At 43.0% G+C, this 21,054-nt stretch carries 17 protein-coding genes; 14 read left to right on the top strand and 3 right to left on the bottom strand.

Features of this window, described 5'->3' with window-relative positions:
• Window positions 1–74: 74 nt before the first annotated feature.
• A complete protein-coding gene (locus CIK80_RS01760) occupies window positions 75–2,891 on the bottom strand; it encodes an ATP-binding protein (protein WP_095568623.1) in 2,817 nt (938 codons plus the stop codon).
• Window positions 2,892–3,277: 386 nt separating this feature from the next.
• On the opposite strand from CIK80_RS01760, the gene rsmG reads away from it, so the two are divergent.
• The 11 genes from rsmG (at window position 3,278) to CIK80_RS01705 (ending at window position 14,136) form a co-directional block, all read left to right on the top strand.
• Window positions 3,278–3,994 (top strand): 16S rRNA (guanine(527)-N(7))-methyltransferase RsmG, encoded by a 717-nt coding sequence (rsmG, locus tag CIK80_RS01755; protein ID WP_095568622.1) that lies wholly within the window; start codon window positions 3,278–3,280, stop codon window positions 3,992–3,994.
• Window positions 3,995–4,255: 261 nt separating this feature from the next.
• Entirely contained in the window at window positions 4,256–5,035 is a 780-nt protein-coding gene (locus tag CIK80_RS01750; protein WP_095568621.1) for a ParA family protein, read from the top strand.
• Window positions 5,036–5,193: 158 nt separating this feature from the next.
• Window positions 5,194–6,342, top strand: coding sequence for a ParB/RepB/Spo0J family partition protein (locus tag CIK80_RS01745; RefSeq protein ID WP_095568620.1), 1,149 nt, complete (start codon window positions 5,194–5,196; stop codon window positions 6,340–6,342).
• 84 nt (window positions 6,343–6,426) lie between these two features.
• Window positions 6,427–7,137: a MotA/TolQ/ExbB proton channel family protein gene (locus CIK80_RS01740; RefSeq protein ID WP_257011661.1), complete on the top strand. Its 711-nt coding sequence runs from the start codon at window positions 6,427–6,429 to the stop codon at window positions 7,135–7,137.
• Window positions 7,138–7,210: 73 nt separating this feature from the next.
• Window positions 7,211–8,047: a sulfurtransferase gene (locus CIK80_RS01735; protein WP_095568619.1), complete on the top strand. Its 837-nt coding sequence runs from the start codon at window positions 7,211–7,213 to the stop codon at window positions 8,045–8,047.
• Between the two features lie 100 nt (window positions 8,048–8,147).
• Window positions 8,148–8,579, top strand: coding sequence for a biopolymer transporter ExbD (locus CIK80_RS01730; protein WP_010198193.1), 432 nt, complete (start codon window positions 8,148–8,150; stop codon window positions 8,577–8,579).
• A 98-nt stretch (window positions 8,580–8,677) separates the two neighbouring features.
• Window positions 8,678–10,456, top strand: coding sequence for a lipid A export permease/ATP-binding protein MsbA (gene msbA, locus CIK80_RS01725; RefSeq protein WP_095568618.1), 1,779 nt, complete (start codon window positions 8,678–8,680; stop codon window positions 10,454–10,456).
• Between the two features lie 92 nt (window positions 10,457–10,548).
• Complete coding sequence (gene lpxK / locus CIK80_RS01720; protein WP_095568617.1) at window positions 10,549–11,700, top strand: tetraacyldisaccharide 4'-kinase; 1,152 nt, start codon at window positions 10,549–10,551, stop codon at window positions 11,698–11,700.
• Window positions 11,701–11,736: 36 nt separating this feature from the next.
• A complete protein-coding gene (kdsB, locus tag CIK80_RS01715) occupies window positions 11,737–12,552 on the top strand; it encodes a 3-deoxy-manno-octulosonate cytidylyltransferase (protein WP_095568616.1) in 816 nt (271 codons plus the stop codon).
• A 14-nt stretch (window positions 12,553–12,566) separates the two neighbouring features.
• Entirely contained in the window at window positions 12,567–13,682 is a 1,116-nt protein-coding gene (locus tag CIK80_RS01710; protein WP_257011660.1) for a DNA polymerase III subunit delta', read from the top strand.
• 106 nt (window positions 13,683–13,788) lie between these two features.
• A complete protein-coding gene (locus CIK80_RS01705; RefSeq protein ID WP_062844305.1) occupies window positions 13,789–14,136 on the top strand; it encodes a PilZ domain-containing protein in 348 nt (115 codons plus the stop codon).
• A gap of 124 nt (window positions 14,137–14,260) precedes the next feature.
• Here the strand turns inward: CIK80_RS01705 and ppk2 are convergent, their stop codons facing one another.
• A complete protein-coding gene (gene ppk2, locus CIK80_RS01700) occupies window positions 14,261–15,274 on the bottom strand; it encodes a polyphosphate kinase 2 (protein ID WP_228139918.1) in 1,014 nt (337 codons plus the stop codon).
• A 413-nt stretch (window positions 15,275–15,687) separates the two neighbouring features.
• Complete coding sequence (locus CIK80_RS01695; RefSeq protein WP_062844306.1) at window positions 15,688–17,088, bottom strand: acetyl-CoA C-acetyltransferase; 1,401 nt, start codon at window positions 17,086–17,088, stop codon at window positions 15,688–15,690.
• Between the two features lie 556 nt (window positions 17,089–17,644).
• On the opposite strand from CIK80_RS01695, the gene CIK80_RS01690 reads away from it, so the two are divergent.
• The 3 genes from CIK80_RS01690 (at window position 17,645) to CIK80_RS01680 (ending at window position 20,977) form a co-directional block, all read left to right on the top strand.
• Window positions 17,645–19,045 carry a 3-oxoacyl-ACP reductase gene (locus tag CIK80_RS01690; RefSeq protein WP_095568614.1) on the top strand — a complete coding sequence of 467 codons (1,401 nt, stop codon included), beginning with the start codon at window positions 17,645–17,647 and terminating at the stop codon, window positions 19,043–19,045.
• Window positions 19,046–19,349: 304 nt separating this feature from the next.
• Window positions 19,350–20,267, top strand: a complete 918-nt coding sequence (locus CIK80_RS01685; RefSeq protein WP_095568613.1) for a MaoC/PaaZ C-terminal domain-containing protein — start codon at window positions 19,350–19,352, stop codon at window positions 20,265–20,267.
• Between the two features lie 53 nt (window positions 20,268–20,320).
• Window positions 20,321–20,977, top strand: a complete 657-nt coding sequence (locus tag CIK80_RS01680) for a sulfur transferase domain-containing protein (RefSeq protein ID WP_257011659.1) — start codon at window positions 20,321–20,323, stop codon at window positions 20,975–20,977.
• Window positions 20,978–21,054: the final 77 nt, after the last annotated feature.

Raw genomic sequence — 21,054 nt, 5'->3', positions numbered from 1 at the left:
CGTCCGCTAAGTGTTGCTAAGCCAATACCGCATATAGTGAAGCATCACGTTATTACACCCTACTATGATTTGTATTAAATACTATCAAGTGGTTTTGCATTTTCATCATTATCAATGCTCTTTTCGTCATCAATAACCTCTTTACGACCATTCATTGTGTCCACCACTTCACTCTCATTTTTTTGATGTTTAGCAGTGTCTTTTCTTCTATGGTCTTCTTTTTTTTGACGTTTAGCTTTCCGCTTTTTCTTGTCCTTCTTTTTTGACTTCTTATCGTCAATATCCTCTTCTTCGTTCTGATTCTCATCCCATAGCATCAGACGACTCAATACTTTGCCAAATAGAGTGTCTTTGCGGTAGCGGCCCTTTTTATTCATGGTATCGATAGGAAGGCCTGTCATCAGTGTTAGGGCTTCGCTTAATGTATGAACACCATAAATATGAAAACTGCCAGCTTTGACGGCTTCAATAATATCGTCGCGTAGCATCAGTTGTTTGACATTGGCCATAGGGATCACAACGCCTTGCTGCCCTGTCAATTCTTGCTCACGGCACGCATCAAAAAAACCTGCGATTTTTGCATTGATACCGCCCACGGCCTGTACTTCGCCGAGCTGATTCATGGAGCCTGTGATGGCAAAAGATTGGTCAATAGGTACGTTGGCTAGTGCGGACAATAGGGCGCAACCTTCGCTGACGGTGGCACTATCGCCATCTATGTGGGCGTAGCTTTGTTCAAAAGCGAGTGACGCGCTAAAGTTTAAGGCATGATGCTGACTAAAAAGTGCCCGTAAGTAGCTGGTCATGATAAGCATACCTTTGGCATGTAAGCTACCGCCTAAATCCACGTCGCGCTCAATATCTAGAATTTCCCCAGCGCCTATATTTGGTTGGATGACTGCGGTGAGACGTGCTGGCATGCCAAACTCACTATCCGCATAGCTAACCACCGTTAAAGCATTTACCTGTCCGACGGCGTGCCCTTGTGTTTGAATCAATTGCTGACCGTTTTTCAGCTCATCCCAATACAGATCTCTTAAGTATCCTGAGCGCTCATCCATATCACTAATGGCTTGAGTAACATGCGTGGCAGTAACAATGTTTTCATCATCCAAGCGTGCATGGCGGTTTGATTCATGAAGCAGTTTGATTAAAAGATCGCTATGTAGGCTCAAGCGGTCTTGTTCTTCCGCTTGTAAGCTCAAATGCTCAAGCAAAGTGGCTTGGGCGTGACGATCGAAGGGATAAAGGTTGGCATAGTCGATGATGTCAGCCATCTTCGCGACCAGTGCTAGTTCATGCTCGCTGGTACGAACCACGTCGTCATGAAAGTCAGCGCGAACCTTAAAAACCGCGTCAAACTCAGGTTCAAGCTCCAGCAGCTCATAATATAAGTCTGCTTCGCCCAACAAGATAACCTTGATGTCCAAATCAATGGGTGCAGGTGATAACGATAAGCTACCTGTTAAGGTCAGCATCTGCTCAAGGCTTGAGAGCTTGATTTTGCGAGATTGCAAGGCGCGCTTGAGCCCTTGCCAAGCATAAGGGTGCTCTAGTAAGTGACTGGCTTCTAATAGTAAATAGCCACCGTTGGCACGGTGTAGCGCGCCTGCTCGAATCATGCTGACGTCGGTGGTCACTGTGCCCAACTGTGTGATCTGCTCAACATGACCCAATAAGTTTAAATGAGTTGGTAGGTCTTCGAAGATAACTGGCGCACCACTGTCAGGTGCATGACTGACAATCACATTGACCGCATAACGACTTGGTGTTGTGGCCAAAACTGCTGTCACGAATTCTTCATCGTCCCCATTGACGATGCGTTCTACATGAGTGACCATGTCGGCAAACACCGCTTTGAGATAATCAACCACAAGTGGGTGAGCGATAAATTGTTCATAAACAGGGGCAAACAAAGGCTGTAATGCTCGCTGTGCAATGTTTCTATGCAGCGCTTCTATCGCATCGTTGGCTTCGTCTTCCAACTGCTCTAAAGCGATGGTCAACTGACTGAGCCTTTTTTGCATATGGTTCTTTTGTACAAAATTATTCAGTTCAGTCTCGTATTCACTATTACCGTATTCAGTATCGTTGTCTTCTGCACCATTAACAGAAGTTTCTTTGCTATCTTCTACGTCTACTTTTTTATTGGCGTTATTTACGGGCTGATCGGTGTTTTCATTATCTTCATTGTCAGTCTGTAGCTGGCTAGGATGCACAAAAACGGCTTTATTATCAAACGATCGAAACGTCAGCGCCAAGTCATATTGCTTACCTTCAGCATTTAGTACTTCATACGCTTGACTTTCTTTTTGATGCGTATTGTTTTTGATGGCTTCGATTTTGCTTTGATATTGATCGCTACGAAAACGCTGACTCAAACGTTTTTTGGCTTGTTGCCACAGATGATTGACTTGCTGCTGTAAAAGATCCGCATGACCTGCTGGCAGTCGCAAAGCCAAAGGAGTACGAGGATCAGTAAAATTATGTATGTATACCCAATCATCTGGTGTCTGTGCATCAGATGCGATGCGCGTGAGCAAACGGCTGATAATCGTGCGCTTGCCTAAACCATTTTCTCCAGCGGCAAATACATGATAGCCACTGGCTTTGATATCTAGGGCCGTTTGCAAAGCTTTGAGGGCACGCTGTTGACCAAAGCCAACATCTAAGTCAGGCGCTGTGCGTGTGTCAGTCGGTAGCTCATCGGGATTGCTATAACGCTTGAGTTGCTCGGCGCTGATCAGGCAACGTTGCTCGACCTCAATAAAAACAGGATGCGGGGTAGTTGGTGCTGTTTGCTCGGTATCTTTTAACTCAGAGAGGGATGTTGCCATATTATTGGTGTCTTTTAGTACTTGATAATGAAGGTTGTGAAGTTGTTCAGTCATAAGCGTATGATAGATCGTCTTAAAAGCGTTGAATCATTATTGATTTTTTTATGTTTAGCTAGGTTCGTATTTTCTGTATTTGTTTTTCTAAGCCTGATTTTTTCATACCATTTTGACAAACCGCTAAAGCATATTACAAGATATGGCTGCACTTGAGACAAGTCATTAAATGCAGTTTTGTATCATGATAAAGTAAATGGGTAAGTAAAATGAAAGAAATAGGTATAAAAGAATAGTCAATTTAAAGTCATTAAAGAAGAATAACGCACTTCATATAGGGGAAGATAGTATAAGATGTCTCACATTGGCGCAATCTGCAACTATTCAATGAGCAGGCTGCATGATAAAATAGACGGTTCACATGTCAAAACTGGATAACTTGTTGTATGTCAGCTTCCGCTAAAACCTCTTTATCTTCTGCTAGTACAGGCAGTGTACATATGGATTCGACTGGCTTTGTAAAGCTTGGTTCACAATTACCAGCACTTGCTAAGACTTTGTCGCAAGCAGTAGACAATCTGAATCTACCTCTAAGCGAGATGCAGCAACGCACGTTATTATTGTACTTAGACCAGCTCTTATTATGGAATAAAGCGTATAATCTGACCGCAATCACTGATCCAGAAGAAGCCTTGATCAAGCATGTGATTGATTGTTTGGCTATTATAACGCATTTACCAGCAGGATCTTTGCTCGATATTGGTACTGGCGCGGGTTTACCTGCTGTTATTATTGCTATTTGTCAGCCAGAACGTCAGTGTACGGCACTTGATAGTAACCAGAAAAAAATCCGTTTTATTAAGCAAATCAGTAGTGAGCTTGGTTTGAGTAATATGCAGCCGATCGCTTCTCGCATTGAAGCTCATGAGGCCAGCTATGACGTGGTCACCTCGAGAGCATTTGCCAGCTTAATAGATTTTGTTGAAGTGGTACAACCTAGACTGGCAGATAATGGTTATCTGTGTGCTATGAAAGGGAAAGCGCCAAGCGAGGAAGAGCTGCAAGCGCTTGAGAGTGAGTGGAACATCAAGACCATCAAACTTCATGTGCCATATTTACACGATAGCCGTCATTTAATTGAATTATCTATCAAAAATGTCTAAGCTACCAATAGCTTTTGACCATGAAACAGCAATGATTTTTTTGTGAAACATAGTTTACGCCTGTATTTAAATGGCATAGTATGGAAAATGCACTGAAAAAAGTGCGCTATTTATCTAATGAATGGTTTATGTCGCTTCAATATCCAAGTATGATGCATGCGCTTTGCGGCATGGTGACTATACAATCTTGGCGCAGGCAATGACGAAATAGATAACAAACAAGAATAACGGTAATAGACCCTAATAAAATTGAGTGAGTGTATGGAAATCATAGCAATTGCGAATCAAAAAGGCGGCGTGGGCAAAACCACGACGGCGGTAAATTTGACCGCCAGCTTGGCTGCTAAGCACAAGCATGTACTACTGATTGACTTAGACCCACAGGGCAATGCGACCAGTGGCACTGGTGTAGATAAAAATGAATTGGCGTTGACGATAGCCGATGTGCTGCTTGATGGCGTGTCTCTGACAGATGCTATTGTCACCAGCCCAGCAGGATTTGATGTCATCGGTGCCAATCGCGATTTGGCTGGCATGGACATCACTTTAATGAGCAAGACCGATAGTCATGAGCTGTTTAAAACAGCAATGGCCGATTTGGTAAACGATCAAATCACTGCTCAAAAGCCTGCTTATGATTATGTCATCATCGATTGTGCGCCCAGTTTGAATCTACTAACTATTAATGCGTTAGTCGCGACAGATGGGGTAATCATTCCTATGCAGTGTGAGTATTATGCATTAGAAGGTCTTGCGGACTTGTCACAAACCATTGAGCGTTTAACTGAACTCAATCCCAGCCTTTATATTCGTGGCGTTGTGAGAACGTTATTCGATGCACGTAATACACTGGCGCGAGATGTCTCTGCCGAATTGGAGTCACATTTCGGCGATATCATGTATAACACACATATTCCAAGAAATATTCGCTTGGCAGAAGCACCAGCGCACGGTTTGCCAGTTATTGCGTACGAAAGATGGTCGAAAGGTGCGCGTGCTTACCAAAAATTGGCAGCAGAAGTGATGAGACAAAGTCGCTAATTGTTTTGCTGTTAAGCGACAATGGCTGGTCATCAATGAAACCGACCAGTCAGAAGCGAGCATATCCAGTGGGACATCAAAACACTTAACATTGTATTTTTAGTAAGCCGCATGAAACATTATTTGGCTTTTATTTTAGCGTTAGAGGATAGGTAATCATGGCAAAGAAAAGAGGATTGGCTGCCAATCGAGGCTTGGATGCCTTATTAGGGTCAATCAAAAAAGAAAAGCAAATTGCCGCCTCTGCCTTGCAAGATGATATGGCTGTGCGCGACAATACTTTGCCAGTTGAGACGCCAGATACCAGTGCATCAGATAAACTAAGTAGCCCTGAGGCTAGCGACAAACCGTCTACAAAGCCAACGGATGCTAAAACGCTTGGCTCTGAAACCACGGATACGAGCAATCGTAAAGCACGTTTGCCACGTACAGCGAGTAAAGCAGCAGCCAATAAGCCACGTACTAATGGGACAGAGGCTAGTGCCACAGAAGACCAAATCAGCTTGGTACAAATCGATGTGATGCGCTTACAAGCCGGTAAATATCAACCGCGCCGTGATATGAGTGAAACGGCCTTGGCTGAGCTGGCATCTTCTATCGAGCAACATGGTGTGATGCAGCCTATCGTGATTCGTCCGTTACTGGCGAATGAGGATAAAAGCGAAGCATTTGTGACGCACGAAATTATTGCTGGTGAGCGCCGCTGGCGTGCAGCAAAAATGGCTGGAAAATCAGTAATCCCAGCGATTGAGCGTGCTTTATCTGATGAGTTGGCTATCGCACTGGCACTGATTGAAAATATTCAACGGGAAGATTTGTCTGTGATTGAACAGGCTGCGGCTTTGCAGCGCTTTCATACAGAATTTGGTATGAGTCATGCCATGATTGCCGAGGTTGTGGGTAAAGCGCGTACGACGGTGTCAAACTTACTACGTTTGAATCAGTTGCATGATACAGTAAAAGACCATTTGGCGAACAATACCTTAGATATGGGTCATGCGCGTACACTTTTAGCATTATCGTCAGAACAGCAACCAATCATTGCGCAAAAAATCATCGATGGTGGTATGACAGTACGCGAGGCTGAAAAATTGGTTAAATCCATTTTACAGCCTGCTCCGAAAGCCAATCGTGCCGAACAAATCCAATCTCGTGATGCTGAACAATTGACGCAGAGACTCACAGACATGTTAGGCGCTCAAGTAAAGCTCAAGCATAAAAAAGATGGGCAGGGCAGCGTTGAGATTTTCTTCCATAGTCAGGACCAGCTTGCAGCGCTCATTAAGCACATAGAAGCGCAGGCTTGAGCATTAAAATAAGTTTGCACGGCCTATTCATATTCAAATCATCTTGGTAACCACTGTTTTTAGAAAAAAAAGAAGAGAGTCAATATGTGGGAGTTGGTGAAAGCAGGTGGTTGGTTAATGACCCCTATTGTTTTGTGCTCGATTTTGGCATTGGTTATTATTATTGAGCGTAGCCATACTTTACAGTTTAACAAGATTGTACCCACTAGGCTGCGCGAACAGCTGATCACTCGCTTGCGTGAAAACGGTGATATTGGTCGAACACAATTGATGAATGTCAAAGAAAAGACCGCGCTTGGCGATATTCTAGCGACTGGTCTGCTTTACCGCCAGTATGGCTTAGAGTCAATGACGATGCATATGCAGAATCGTGCGAGCGTGCAAATTCATCAATTAGAAAAGAACATCAATATGCTCGGTACCATAGGGGCGATTGCACCGCTGCTCGGACTATTGGGTACAGTATTGGGTATTATTTCTTCATTTTTAGCGATTACCGATGGTGCGATGCAAGATCCGACGATGCTTGCGGCGGGTGTGTCACAAGCATTGATTACCACAGCAGCGGGCATGATTGTCGCTATCCCAGCGCTGGTTGCTTATCGTTATTTTCAGCGCCGCATCATTGATATCAATGCACAGTTTGAGACCCAAGCGGGATTGATGATTCAAGAGCTATACGATTACGAGTTGCTTGAAAATACGCATGCTGCTGGTTTTAATCAGTCTCGTACCCATACGGTAGTAAATGGTGAAGGCTTGAAACATGAGCGTCCAATGAGTGCGTCAAACTGAAATAAAATGGTAGCAATTAAAGTGTAATGGAGGAAGGTCTAAGCAAAGTCTGCTCTTTCTTAGTATAACGCTTATGAAAAAAATATTGATTTCAGCACAAGAGCTTGCCAACCAAATGGCAATGGGTAAAAAAATAAAAATTTTAGATGCGTCTTTAAGGTCATCGGTTTCAAATACAGTAAACGAAATGGCAAATGGAATCATTCCTCGCGCATTAAAGTTTGACCTTGACGAGGGCTTCTCAGACAGTTTGAGTGTTTTTCCTCATACTTTGCCTTCTAGAGATATGATCGCTGAGTCCTGCCAAAAATTAGGACTTGATATTAAGGACTCTATTGTTGTCTACGACAATAAGGGTATTTACTCATCTCCAAGGGCTTACTGGATGTTAACCGAGTCTGGTTTCAGAGATGTACTAATATTGGATGGTGGACTAAAATCGTGGGTTGAAAGTGGACACAGCGTTGATAATGCCTTCTCAGTGCCTAATACATTGAAGTCCTGTCCCAATGTGAACTCAATATCAAATGTAAAGAACACACAAGAAGTCAGAGATAATTTGAGCAGTAAGCACTTTAAATTGATTGATGCCCGTAGCTCTGGTAGGTTTTTAGGCAACGATCCTGAACCTAGAAAAGGTTTAAAAAGTGGAAGCATCCCGAAGTCCTTAAACATACCGTTCGCAAATGTTCTGAACGAAGCGTTTTATTTGGACGAAAAGCAGATTTATGACGTTTTTGCCAAAAAAGGAATTGCGAAGTCTGATTCGCTCGTTTTTAGTTGCGGGTCAGGAATAACAGCGTGTATCGTGTTAGTAGCTGCAAAAATAGCTGGTTTTGAGAGTACTTCTCTATATGACGGTTCATGGTCTGAATGGGCGGCAGATGAAAAGAATGAGATTGTTATATAAAATTGAGCCGTAATGTATTTTAATGGTTTGAATCCCGTCATTAACGCTTAACCAACCATGTCTCAAGGACATTAGTACTACGCGGATTAAAGAGAGTGATATGCGCTTTAGAAAACCAACGGTTGAGCCACTTGAAATTAACTTAACCCCGATGATCGACTGCTTGCTATTTTTAATTGTATTTTTGCTGTTGGCAACATCGTTCAATCACTTTAGTCGCCTGAATATCATTCTTCCTGAGGCTGAAGGCGTCGCATTGACAGAGCAAAAAAACAGCATTGAAGTAGCAGTGCAAGAAGATGGCAGTTATTTGGTTAATGGTATTACCCTGGCTAGTAGCAATGAAGCAGAATTGACCAGTATGCTACAACAAGAAGCAGGCAGTAATCGTGATATGCTATTTGTCATTGCTGCCGATGCCAATGCCACACATCAGTCAGTCGTGCGGGTAATGGATATCGCTGGTAAACTTGGTTTTTTAAATCTTAATATCAGTACCGTTGTGCCACTTGGGCAACCTTTACCGCAATAATGCCTATGGCATATAGCCAGTTTTTGCTAAAACTATTCCTGTAAAGCTGTGTGTTAAGCACAGTCCATTCATATGATGATACCCGAATTGAGGCTTTTATGAGCCAAACTTATCAATCTGATTCTGCCAAAACTTCTGCTAAGGTAGCACCAGCAAGTGTGTCTAGGTATGCCACCTTATTGCGCCTTTTGAGCTATTTAAAACCATACTGGTGGGCATTATTGCTCACGGTTTTGGGATTTGCCATCAATGCTGGTACTGAGATTTGGATTGCCAAGCTGCTGCAATATATCACTGATGCTATTAATCAAAATGATCAAAGTCAACAGGACTTATTCCCGTTATTGATCATTGCATTGTTCTTTGTTCGCGGTGTTGGCAGTTTTTTAGGTAACTACTATTCTGCATTAGTCTCACGTAACCTGGTTTATGAGCTCAGAGTAGAAGTTTTTAATAAATTGCTACGCTTGCCGAGCTCATTTTATTTAGCCAATCCAGCCGGTACCATCTCGTCCAAATTGATTTTTGATGTCGAACAGGTAACGGCCGCCAGTACTGACTCTATGAAAACCTTACTGCGTGATGGTTTGACGGTCGTAGCATTGATTGGGTTTTTGCTTTATAGCAACTGGCGTTTGACTTTGATTTTGTTTGTCGTGTTACCGCCTATATTATGGCTAATTCGTCTGGCTTCCAAACGATATCTCAAGCTGTCTAAAGGCATTCAAGAGACGATGGGCGATGTGAGTCATATCACTAATGAGGTCATCGGCGGCTACCAAGTGGTCAAAAATTATGGTGGGCAAGCTTATGAAGCCAAGCGTTTTGATAAAACCTCAAAAAAGAACCTACGTCAGGGGATGAAGGTTGTTGTTACCAACAGCATTAATACGCCAGCCGTACAGCTATTGATGGCAATAGCCATGTCAATCGTCGTATGGCTTGCCTTGCGTCCAGCAGTGATAGACAATATCTCGGCGGGCGCTTTTATTTCCTATATTGCCGCTGCAGGCTTACTTAGTAAGCCAGTACGGTCATTGACTGACATCAATCAAAAATTGCAAAAAGGTATTGCTGCAGGTGAGTCGATATTTGCCTTATTGGATGAGCCAGAAGAAAAAGACACAGGTGTGCTGAGTCCTGCATTATCAGGAGAAATTCGTTTAGATAATGTTGGTTTGGTGTATCCAGATTCGACCATAGCACTGCGTGATTTTACGTTGGATGTACGAGCGGGCGAGACAGTAGCATTGGTCGGTCGCAGTGGCGCTGGTAAGTCATCTTTGGTGAATTTGCTGACCCGCACTTTATCGACGACTTCAGGGCAGATTACTTTAGACGGCATGCCTATTGAAGATATCACGTTAGAAAGCTTACGTTCTCAAATTGCGATGGTCAATCAGCAAGTGGTACTCTTTAATACTACCGTATTTAATAACATCGCTTATGGTAGCTTAGCCAATAGAACCCAAGCCGAAGTCGAAAAAGCAGCAAAAGATGCCTTTGCTCATGATTTTATTGTAAAAATGCCAAATGGCTACCAAAGTGAAATCGGGGCTGAAGGTTTGCAGCTCTCTGGCGGACAGCGTCAACGCTTATCTATTGCTCGTGCTTTATTAAAAGATGCGCCTATTTTAATTTTAGATGAAGCCACCAGTGCCCTTGATAACGAATCAGAATATTATATTCAGCAGGCGCTAGATAACGTGATGAAAGACCGTACAACATTGGTGATCGCTCATCGTTTGACGACCATCGAATCTGCCGACCGTATCGCTGTCATGGATAGTGGTCAGATAGTTGAGCTAGGTACACATGATGAGTTGATACAACAGCAAGGTCATTATGCGCAAATGTATGCTCGAGACTTTACGTAGTTCAATCAAATCAGGACGTGAGTCAATCAGGCAATAGTTAAAAACAATTCTTGCGCTTGAGTAATGCGAATAAGTGGGATAAATGGCTAACAATGAGTATTGAGACGACGGTGACGCGTGCGTGGCAACGTCAGGCCACTTGGTTATGGCTGTTGCTGCCTTTTAGCTGGCTATATGGGCTTATTACGATGCTTCGTCATCAGGCTTACAAAAGTGGCCTCTTATCAAGCTATCGTGCTCCTGTTCCTGTCATGGTAATTGGCAACATTAGTGTGGGTGGTAGTGGCAAGACTCCGCTGATTATTACCTTAGTCGACTATTTACAAGAACAAGGGGTTTACGTCGGTGTCATTAGTCGTGGTTATGGCGGGGATACCAGACAGATGCCAGCGTTGGTCGGTAAGACCAGTCTGCCCAATGTGGTGGGAGATGAGCCTTGTCTGATTGTGAATACGACAGGTGTGGCGATGGCGGTATGCCCAAACCGTGAGCAAGCGATCACTATGCTGTTGGAGAGATATCCAGACCTACAATTAATTATTGCAGATGATGGTTTGCAGCATTATGCACTACAGCGCGATATCGAATGGATTGTGGTGGACGCGGCACGAGGTTTTGGTAATAAGCAACTGTTACCCACTGGATTTTTACGTGAGCCAATATCACGTTTAAAAGAGGCGGATGTCATTTATCATGAAAGGGCAATTGATGCATCAAACCATGATAACAAAGAGAATGACCAGCATCATGTCAATCGTCTGACCATGCATCTAGAAGCGGATAGTATGCAGCGCTTATGGCAATCCTCCTTTGACAGTAAAATGAGTAGGGAGATGCCTGAAAAAGGTAGTCCAGTACATGCAGTAAGCGGTATTGGTTATCCGCAGCGTTTTTTTGATACGCTAAATTCGCTTGGTTATCAGGTCATTGCGCATCCGTATCCTGACCATTATGCGTTTAGTTTGGCTGAGCTAGCTGAATACAGCGATTATCCAATTGTGGTGACCACTAAAGATGCAGTAAAAATAAGAGCCCTACTGTTGGAACATACTGCGCAGCAAGCATTAATGGACGATTATGAAAAGCTTGCAAATAATTTATGGGTCTTACCAGTCAGCGCTGTACTGTCCAACAACTGCTATCCGCATTTAAATCGACAGTTGAGTCAATTAGGTATTACTATACAAAACGATCAAGCCGACAGTCATATTAACGATCAAGATGGCACAAACAACAATGGCTGATACTTCAAACCATATAAAACCCCATAGGAATAAATCATGTCATCCATTGCTGCGCCCGCTAAAACCCACATTGTCATTCCTGCGCGCTTTAAAAGCACAAGATTGCCTAGCAAGCCATTATTAATGATTCATGGCAAGCCAATGATTCTTTGGGTTGCTGAAAAAGCACAGGCTGCACATTTTGCTGATGATATGTGTATTGCTACTGATGATGAGCGTATTGCTCACGTATGTATAGAAGCTGGTTTTGATGTGGTGATGACCAGTAGCGAGCATGCATCGGGCACAGATCGCCTAGCAGAAGTGGCGGCTATCAAAGGCTGGTCAGATCATGATATTGTGGTCAATATGCAAGGTGATGAGCCTTTGGTGCCGCCATTATTGCTGGAGCAGGTCAAGGCACTTTTGGTGGCAGACAATGAGAGCGTAATGGCAACGTTATGTGAGCCTATAGAGGATTATGAGACGTTTCATCGTCCGTCTGTGGTAAAAGTAGTCAGTCAGAAGTCCGATAACAGACAGCGTGCGCTTTACTTTAGCCGAGCACCAATTCCTTGTGACCGTGATGTGGTTTTGGCCAATAATCAGGATAAGCAAGCACCAAAAAATGCCTATCGTCATCTGGGTCTATACGCTTATCGCGTCAGCTTATTACAGCAGTTTGTGCACTGGCCCCAAACACCACTTGAGAGTCTTGAAAGCCTAGAACAATTACGTATTTTAGAAAATGGCGGACATATTGCAATCGCAGCAGCAGCTTGTCAATTACCAGCTGGTGTTGATACTCAAGAAGACTTGGACCGCTTAAATGCGATGAGTCTAGCCAATTTTCAAAACCCTGCTGAAAAATAGTCATGAATAACATCATGGAAAACAACAGTGTCGTTGATACCACAGATAATATTTATTTTGCGCCGTTGTTGCCATGGCAGCAAACGCTGTGGTCGCAGCTGACAACGCGAGTTCAATCACAACAGCCCTTGCCTCATGCGCTACTTGCCGCAGGTATGCAAGGCATGGGTAAGCGTGCTTTTGTATGGCGATTGATTGCTTGGTTATTGTGCCGTGAGCGCGCAACGCATCCAGCAGGGGCCTGTGCAAAATGTGAGAGTTGTCAATGGCTCAGATCAGGCACGCATCCAAGCTTGCAAGTATTACCTATTGTTCGTATGCCAAGTAGTGCAGAGTCTACGGATAATACAGAAAAGTCGAATAGCAAAGCAAAAGACAAAAAAGCGTCCCAATCCAACAGCGCGCTCAAAATAAAAATAGATGACATTCGTGCCTTGCAGCCTTTTATTTATCAAGGTGGTCAAGGAATACGTATTTGTGTACTAGATCAAGCAGAGCAAATGACCGTTGCGGCTGCCAATGCACTACTTAAGACGCTAGAGGAGCCACAATCACAGGTGCATTTGTTTTTGATCAGTGATACGCCTGCCCAATTGCTTCCTACCATTAAAAGCCGTGTCCAGCAGTTGCCATTACAAACAATTGATACTACAGTTGCTGTCAATTACGTAACCAATGCATTGGGTCACACTGTCAATCGTGAGGCAGTGGGTACAGCTGCTATTGAACAACTTATTCAACTAGCAAATGGTGCGCCTCTAGCAGCAATAGCCATGGCGCAAGCACCATGGTACAGTAAACGAAGCTTATGGTTAACGACGTGGCAAGCATTACGTAGCGGTAAGCGCAGTAGCGTGGCGGCGAGCGACTACTGGCAAAATCAGTTAAGTATCGTAGAATTTATGCACTTGTCTGAAATGATGCTACTTGACATGCGCCGTGTCTGCCTTGGGCTTGGCGAACTACAAAAAGACGTCAATCTATCAAGCGTTTTAGACGCGTATCAACCAGCTGATAGTGGATTAGAGGCATTTGCCAGTAGCATACAGCAGACCAAAATTGCACTACAACAAAATGTGCAAGAAAAATTTGCCTATGATAAGCTGATGCAAGAATTGGCGTACTTATAGAATGGCATGATAGCCACTGGCGGCAGTTCGAGTATTTATCATTATCATGCGCTATATACCGCTAAGTTGTCGTATAAAAAAATCTAACTCATGAAGGAAGCTGACTATGGCAATGCCAGGACGTGGCGGGATTTTAACCTGCCATATTGAAAATATTGAGACGTTATATGCCAGTTATTTATCTTTTGTGAGTAATGGGGCATTATTTGTGCCTTCCAATCAACCTCAAAAATTGGGTAATGAAGTGTTTATTGCCATCACCTTACCCAACTCAAGCGAGCGGTTACCAATGAATGGTAAAGTAGTTTGGGTAAATACTAAAACACAAGGTGGGCGTCCCGCAGGTTTTGCCGTACAGATTGGTACAGACATCGCAGGTCAAAGAATCAAAAACGAAGTTGAACGCTTATTGGCCGGTAAAATAGATGGCTTACAATCTACTTATACAATGTAATGCTGAAAGTTAGTGGCGGTGCTGTTTATTGAATGCAGTATTTACCAGAACTGTATTTAATTTTGAGCACGTATGAAAACGGCCTTATAATCTTATAAGGTCGTTTTTTATGAAGCATGGGAAATTAGTAGCGCGGTGGTACATACATATCATCTGGAATGGGTTCACGATAGTATTCATCATCACGCTTGCGATCAGGTAGCTCAACTTCTTCGCGCGGCACTTCTTTGTAAGGAATTTGCTCAAGTAAGTGCGCAATACAGTTTAGCCTAGCGCGCTTCTTATTATTACCTTCAACCACCCACCATGGTGCTTCAGGGATATGAGTACGTTCAAACATGGTCTCTTTTGCTTTGGTATAATCTTCCCAACGTCTTCGTGATTGCAAGTCCATTGGTGAAAGTTTCCATTGCTTGAGAGGATCATGAATACGGCTCATAAAGCGTGAGTGCTGCTCATCATCAGTGATTGAAAACCAATATTTAACTAAGCGAATGCCTGACCGTACCAGCATACGTTCAAATTCGGGTACGGACTGAAAGAATTCTTCGTATTGAGCATCGCTACAAAATCCCATGACTCGTTCAACACCGCCACGGTTGTACCAACTGCGATCAAATAAAACAATTTCACCTGCTGCTGGCAAGTGTGCCACATAACGCTGAAAATACCACTGTGTTTGCTCACGTTCAGTAGGGGCAGGCAGGGCAGCCACTCGGCATACACGAGGGTTCAAGCGCTGTGTAATACGCTTAATCGCGCCACCTTTACCAGCAGAGTCTCGCCCTTCAAATATCACTACGATACGCTCACCGCGATCGACGACCCAATCTTGTAACTTGATAAGTTCTCGTTGTAGGCGTACCAATTCTTGAAAATACGTACGACGGTTTAGCTTTTCTTTTTCACTCATCTCAATACCATCAAAACGAAAGTCACGGATATAATCATCTATCTCGTTTTCAAGCTCTTCATCATAATTGTCGATCAAATCTTCATGCATCTTACGACGCAACTCATCGTTAAAGACTTCTTTATCCATGCGTTCAACAAAATTTTCCTGCTCAAGCACGCTAAGCTCATTGCGCTCTTGCGTCGTTAAAGATTTTGGGTCAATGGCTGAAGGTATATTACCCATCAAAAGCTCCTGATAAATATTGTTATAGTTTTTATTAATAGTGCGTCTTACTTTAGCATATTTAGCAAGAAGGCCTATGACTTGGCTGTGCTTTCTTATTTTATTTTCACGTATTTTGTTACCGAATGTATGAAGCTTCTAAAATAGAATTGAGACAAGGGTATTTCTATAGAGTTATACCTATAAGTTCCTAGAGTAAAGGTACTTTTAATTCAAAAGACAATTTAATTCAAAAGATAAAGATAGTGACGAGAACTGTCTGTCTAAATGTGAATTTTTTATTACGTGGTTGAGCTCGATGGATATAGATGGATATATAAGCACAAAAAAACATCCTCTAATCAGCAGATTAAAGGATGTTTTAATATTTTGGCTTACGTTACTTTTTAATCAGTAACGGATGGCTGAAGGATCTATTTTTCTAGGATGCAAGTCACACCTTGACCACCTGCTGCACAGATAGAGATGAGCGCACGACCAGATCCTTTTTGGTCCAATAATTTTGCCGCAGTTGCTAAGATACGAGCGCCAGTGGCAGCAAATGGATGACCTGCTGCTAATGATGACCCATTTACATTAAGTTTGTTGCGATCAATAGCACCAAGTGGCGCGTCAAGACCTAAGCGCTCTTCGCAAAACTTCTGGTCTTCCCAAGCGGCAAGCGTTGACAATACTTGTGAAGCAAACGCTTCGTGAATCTCATAAAAGTCAAAATCTTGCAGTGTCAAGCCAGCACGCTCAAGCATACGTGGTACCGCATAAGCTGGTGCCATGAGTAAGCCTTCTGTGGTACCAGACTTACCAATGAAATCAACGGCTGCTGTTTCTTGGTGTACGATGTAAGCCAGTGGTTTTAGATTGTGCTCTTTTGCCCATTCATCAGTACCCAATAGTACACAAGAGGCACCATCGGTTAAGGGAGTAGAGTTGGCCGCTGTCATTGTCGGGTTGGCATTCTTTTTGCCAAACACAGGCTTTAGTTTGCCTAACTTTTCTAAAGTTGTGTCTGGACGCAAGTTATTATCACGCGTCAAACCTTTATATGGCGTGATTAAGTCATCAAAGAAGCCTTCATCATAAGCACGGGCAAGATTTTTATGGCTATTAAAAGCCAGCTCATCTTGTGCTTCACGACTGATATTCCATTCAAGTGTCGTAATGGCTTGATGCTCACCCATTGATAGACCTGTGCGCGGCTCGCCATTTTGTGGTGAGTCAATCAAGTCTTTTGGGTTTAGACCCATTAAGGCTTTTAGGCGTTGCTTATTGTCTTTTGCAGCACCTAACTTGATAAGGACTTTGCGTAAACCATCGCCAATGGCAATAGGTGCATCGGAGGTCGTATCAACACCACCTGTGATGGCTGAGTCAATCAGACCCAAGGCAATCTTATTGGCAGAAGCGAAAGTCGCTTGTAAACCTGTGCCACAAGCTTGTGAGATGTCGTAAGTTGGCGTATGCGGGCTGAGCGCTGTGTTCAATGTTGCTTCACGAGTAAGATTGATATCGCGGCTCAATTTCATGACAGCACCAGACACCACTTCACCCAGTACTTCATCTTGTAGGTTATAGCGCTCAATCAAACCGTCTAAAGCAGCCGTTAGCATGTCTGTATTACTAACATCAGCGTATGAACCGTTTGAGCGAGCAAACGGAATACGGTTGCCCCCTAAGATAGCCACTCGATTTTGCCCCGAGGCTAGTCCAGATTTACGACTTTTGGTTGCTGCTGGCTTTTGTTTTTTTTCATTACTGGCTTTTACAACAGTGCTTTCTACTACAGGACTATCAGCGTGATTGTTTTTATTACTCATTGTATTATCCTTAAGAGAGAAAAAGAGTGTTTAAAATAAAATACGGTTTAATCAGCAAAATAACAATAAGCAAATATTATCATTTATTACGTGATACAGCTGTTTATGATAAGGCGTTTTTATGACCTTACTGTATATCTTTGGCAAACCATATCAAACTCAGGCAAATTTAATGGGTGCTTAAAAAGTAATAATTAGACAGCTATTAGACTGATGAGTACTGATTACCAGCATTGCTTAACAGCGCTTTTGATAATATATTGTTATCTATTTTTTAATTATACATAACTTATAGGCTTGATTTTAGCATGATGTTATGCGCTTGATGCTAGGAAAAGTAGCGTACTTGTATACTAGCTTGTTTACAGATTGTTGTAGACAGTCGCGATTTTTGGACTTGTCTATGATGAGAGTGTATAGTTAAGACGATTTGAGAGCCATTTATTCAATATCGATAATTATAAAAGCAGAGCGCCTATAGCATTAGGTAATTTAGTATTAGGCAATTTGCATTCATTATTCATTATTCTCTAACCACTACTTATAGGATTATATTATGTCAGACCGTTACGGTGATTTTGTTCAGTCTTCTATTGGCAAAAAAGTTGCAAAGAACTTAGGCTTGCCTTTGCCAGTCACACTTGACCGTTTTGAGAGTGGTGAGCGTTTGGTCCGCGGTAGTGTTTTGGTGGGTCGCGCCAATGGTGAAGACAAAAGTGTCAGTGAATCAGTTGCACGCATCTTATCGGATGTGCATGCTGAGGTGTTCGTTAACAGTCATGACGATGTCAAAGACGCATTGGCTGATGCAAGCGTAGAAGCAAAAGCCAATACGGGCGGTGATGATAAATTTAAAGTATTGCTGTTTGATGCCAGTAATATTCGTAATTCGGATGAGCTCAAGCAAGTGTATGAGTTCTTTCATACTGTTGCACGCCGCGTAGAAACGTCAGGCCGAGTGATCGTTGTTGGTCGTCCACCTGAGCAGATTACAGATATTGAAGCGGCATTGGCTCAGCGTGCGCTCGAAGGTTTTGTAAAATCGGTGGGTAAAGAGTTCAAACGCGGCGTCACCGCGCAGCTTATTTATGTAGAGGAAGGCGCTGAAAAAAATCTGGATTCAACACTGCGCTTCTTTACTTCGGCACGCTCGTCTTATGTGTCAGGTCAAGTAGTACGCGTTAGCAAGGGCGATTCGGTTGAGGTTGATTGGACACAACCACTGGGCGGAAAAACCATGTTAGTTACTGGTGCAAGTCGCGGTATTGGTGAAGCGATTGCTCGTGTATTGGCACGTGAAGGCGCTCATGTTATTTGCTTAGATGTACCGCAGCAACAAGGTGACTTGCAAAAAGTAGCAAGTGAAATCAGTGGTTCTATTCTAACCGTTGATATTACCAGTGAAGATGCGGGTGCACAAATTGCAGATGCTGCGCAGAAACGTGGTGGCTTGGATTCAATCATTCATAATGCTGGTGTGACTCGTGATAAGACACTTGCAAAAATGGATGAGAAAAAATGGGACATGGTCATCGATATCAATTTGGGTAGTGTGGCCAAATTAAACCGTTATCTATTAGATAACGATGTCTTAAAAGAAAATGCACGTATTGTCTGTGTATCATCAATCTCAGGTATTGCGGGTAATATGGGTCAAACCAATTACGCGACCTCTAAAGCGGGGGTTATTGGTTTGGTTGATGCGACTGCCAAACAATTAGAAAACAATGCAAAAGGTATGACCATCAATGCCGTGGCGCCAGGATTTATCGAAACACAAATGACAGAAGCCATTCCATTTGCTATTCGAGAAGCGGGTCGCCGCATGAACTCAATGAGCCAAGGCGGTCTACCAGTGGATGTCGCTGAGACGATTGCATGGTTGGCATCACCTGCGTCTGGTGGCCTGAATGGCAACACAGTGCGCGTCTGTGGTCAGAGCCTACTTGGGGCATAGCAGCCACTTTTATGCAGAGATAAGTGTTACAAAGAGGTAGGTAAATATCTGATATAAACTGTAATTTTTTATTTACCTCACATATGCTTACGAAAAATTGCTAATAAAGCTGCCCAAGGGTGGCTTTTTTATGATAAAAACACAAGAACCATACGCCAGATCGTTTTTTGCTGCAATAGCCACTTGTACGATTGATTAAACGCAGGATTTGCTATCCTGCACATCGATAGGCTTTAGTCAACGTATCTATAGTATCTTTACATGCACACAGAAAATTTGTTCAAGCCCCACTTAGGATTTATTTATGTCAGACAAACATTATGATGCGTTGCCAAAAGCGCATACTACCTACGCCAATATTGTAAAAAGTTTACTGCCTATGGGTAATAGCGGCAAAATTAGTAAAGATCAGCTGCCGCAAGCGACCTATCATGTCGATGATCTGCATATTGACCAAGAAAACTTAAACGATTACCGAAAGATTTGTGGTTTTGCTAACAATGGTAAAGTCCCTATTACGTATTTTTCTGTACTGTCTCAAGCGCTACAAATGAATATGATGGTCAAAGAACCGTTTCCGTTTGCTATGTTAGGCTTAGTACACGTTGACAATAGTGTTACCCAATATCGTCCTATCGGTGAGCGCGAAACAGTGGCGCTGTCGGTGGCTTTTGATAATTTACGTGACCATGCTCAAGGTCAACAATTTGACTTTGTGACCACAGTCAAATCAGAAGATGAGGTGATTTGGGAAGGAACATCAACTTACCTATCACGCAGCAAAAAACCCAGTAGCAGCAAAGATAAAAAGAGTGCGCCACGTTCAGCAACGGTTAAGCCAATAGTTAAAGAGCAGGGCGTACATAGTATTTTTGAAGTGCCAGAAGATATCGGTCGTCGCTATGCATTTGTTTCAGGTGACTTTAACCTTATCCATTTACATCCGTTGTCAGCTCGTGCTTTTGGGTTCCCCAAAGCGATTGCGCATGGTATGTGGTCAAAGGCCAAATGTCTTGCTATGATGGATGAATTGCCTGATGCTTGTACCGTTGATGTGTCATTTAAGCTGCCGATATTTTTGCCAGCTGAGGTTGAGCTGATTGCTGATCCAGTCTCACAGCTTGAGAGTGCAGAAGATACTTGCCAATTTGGATTGTACAGCTCAAAAAACGACAAACCGCATTTGGCTGGCACTGTTACCTTACAGAGTGGTAGTAAATAGCGTAAGACAACTCTTATTTTATATAGCCATATTTAACGAACCAATTTATAACTATGACTTCACAAAATACCAGTCCAAAAGATACTAGCTCACAAGCCATCAGTTTACAAGACAATGCTACAAACAAAGATCAGCGAGACAGTTCAGTAGCCACTAATATAGCTGCTAATGACAACGTGACTAACAATAGTTCTACGAGTGAAAATGTGAGCAGCGACAGTTTGATCAATGACGATTATGTTCATAATGACGCTCCTGACAATGGTGTCGATCTTGCTTCTGTTATTGAGCCGTACTTTCGTCCCGATGCAAACACTGTCGTATGTGGTGCGCTTGACGAAGAAAAAGTAGCAGCGTTAGCAAAAGCGGGAATCGACGTAGTGATCAACTTGCAACCGGACGAAGAGTTAAGCTTTGATGAAGCCGCTGCAGTTGAGCGCGTAGGTATGGGTTACGAGCACTTACCAATTAGCGGTGCTGCCGATTTAAAGCAGCTCAAAATACTGGCATTTGATAATATCTTGCGGCAACATCATGGCAAAAAAATAGCCGTACACTGCGGGTCTGGCAATCGAGTAGGGGCAGCGATTGCTTTGCGTGCGGGCTGGTTACGTGGTCGTAAGATGGATACAGCAATGGAACGAGGTCGTAGTCATGGCTTGACGAAACTTGAAGATGAGGTTTTTAAGCGTTTGCTTGTACCACGCTAAGCCAATACTTTATTCATGTATCATCGTTTGATAATAAAAGGCGACCACTAGGTGGCCTTTTTTATGGGTAAATGTTT

This window comes from Psychrobacter sp. JB193 (assembly GCF_002285555.1).
GTDB classification, from domain to species: domain Bacteria; phylum Pseudomonadota; class Gammaproteobacteria; order Pseudomonadales; family Moraxellaceae; genus Psychrobacter; species Psychrobacter alimentarius.
This window is presented reverse-complemented; position numbering and strand designations above follow the sequence as displayed.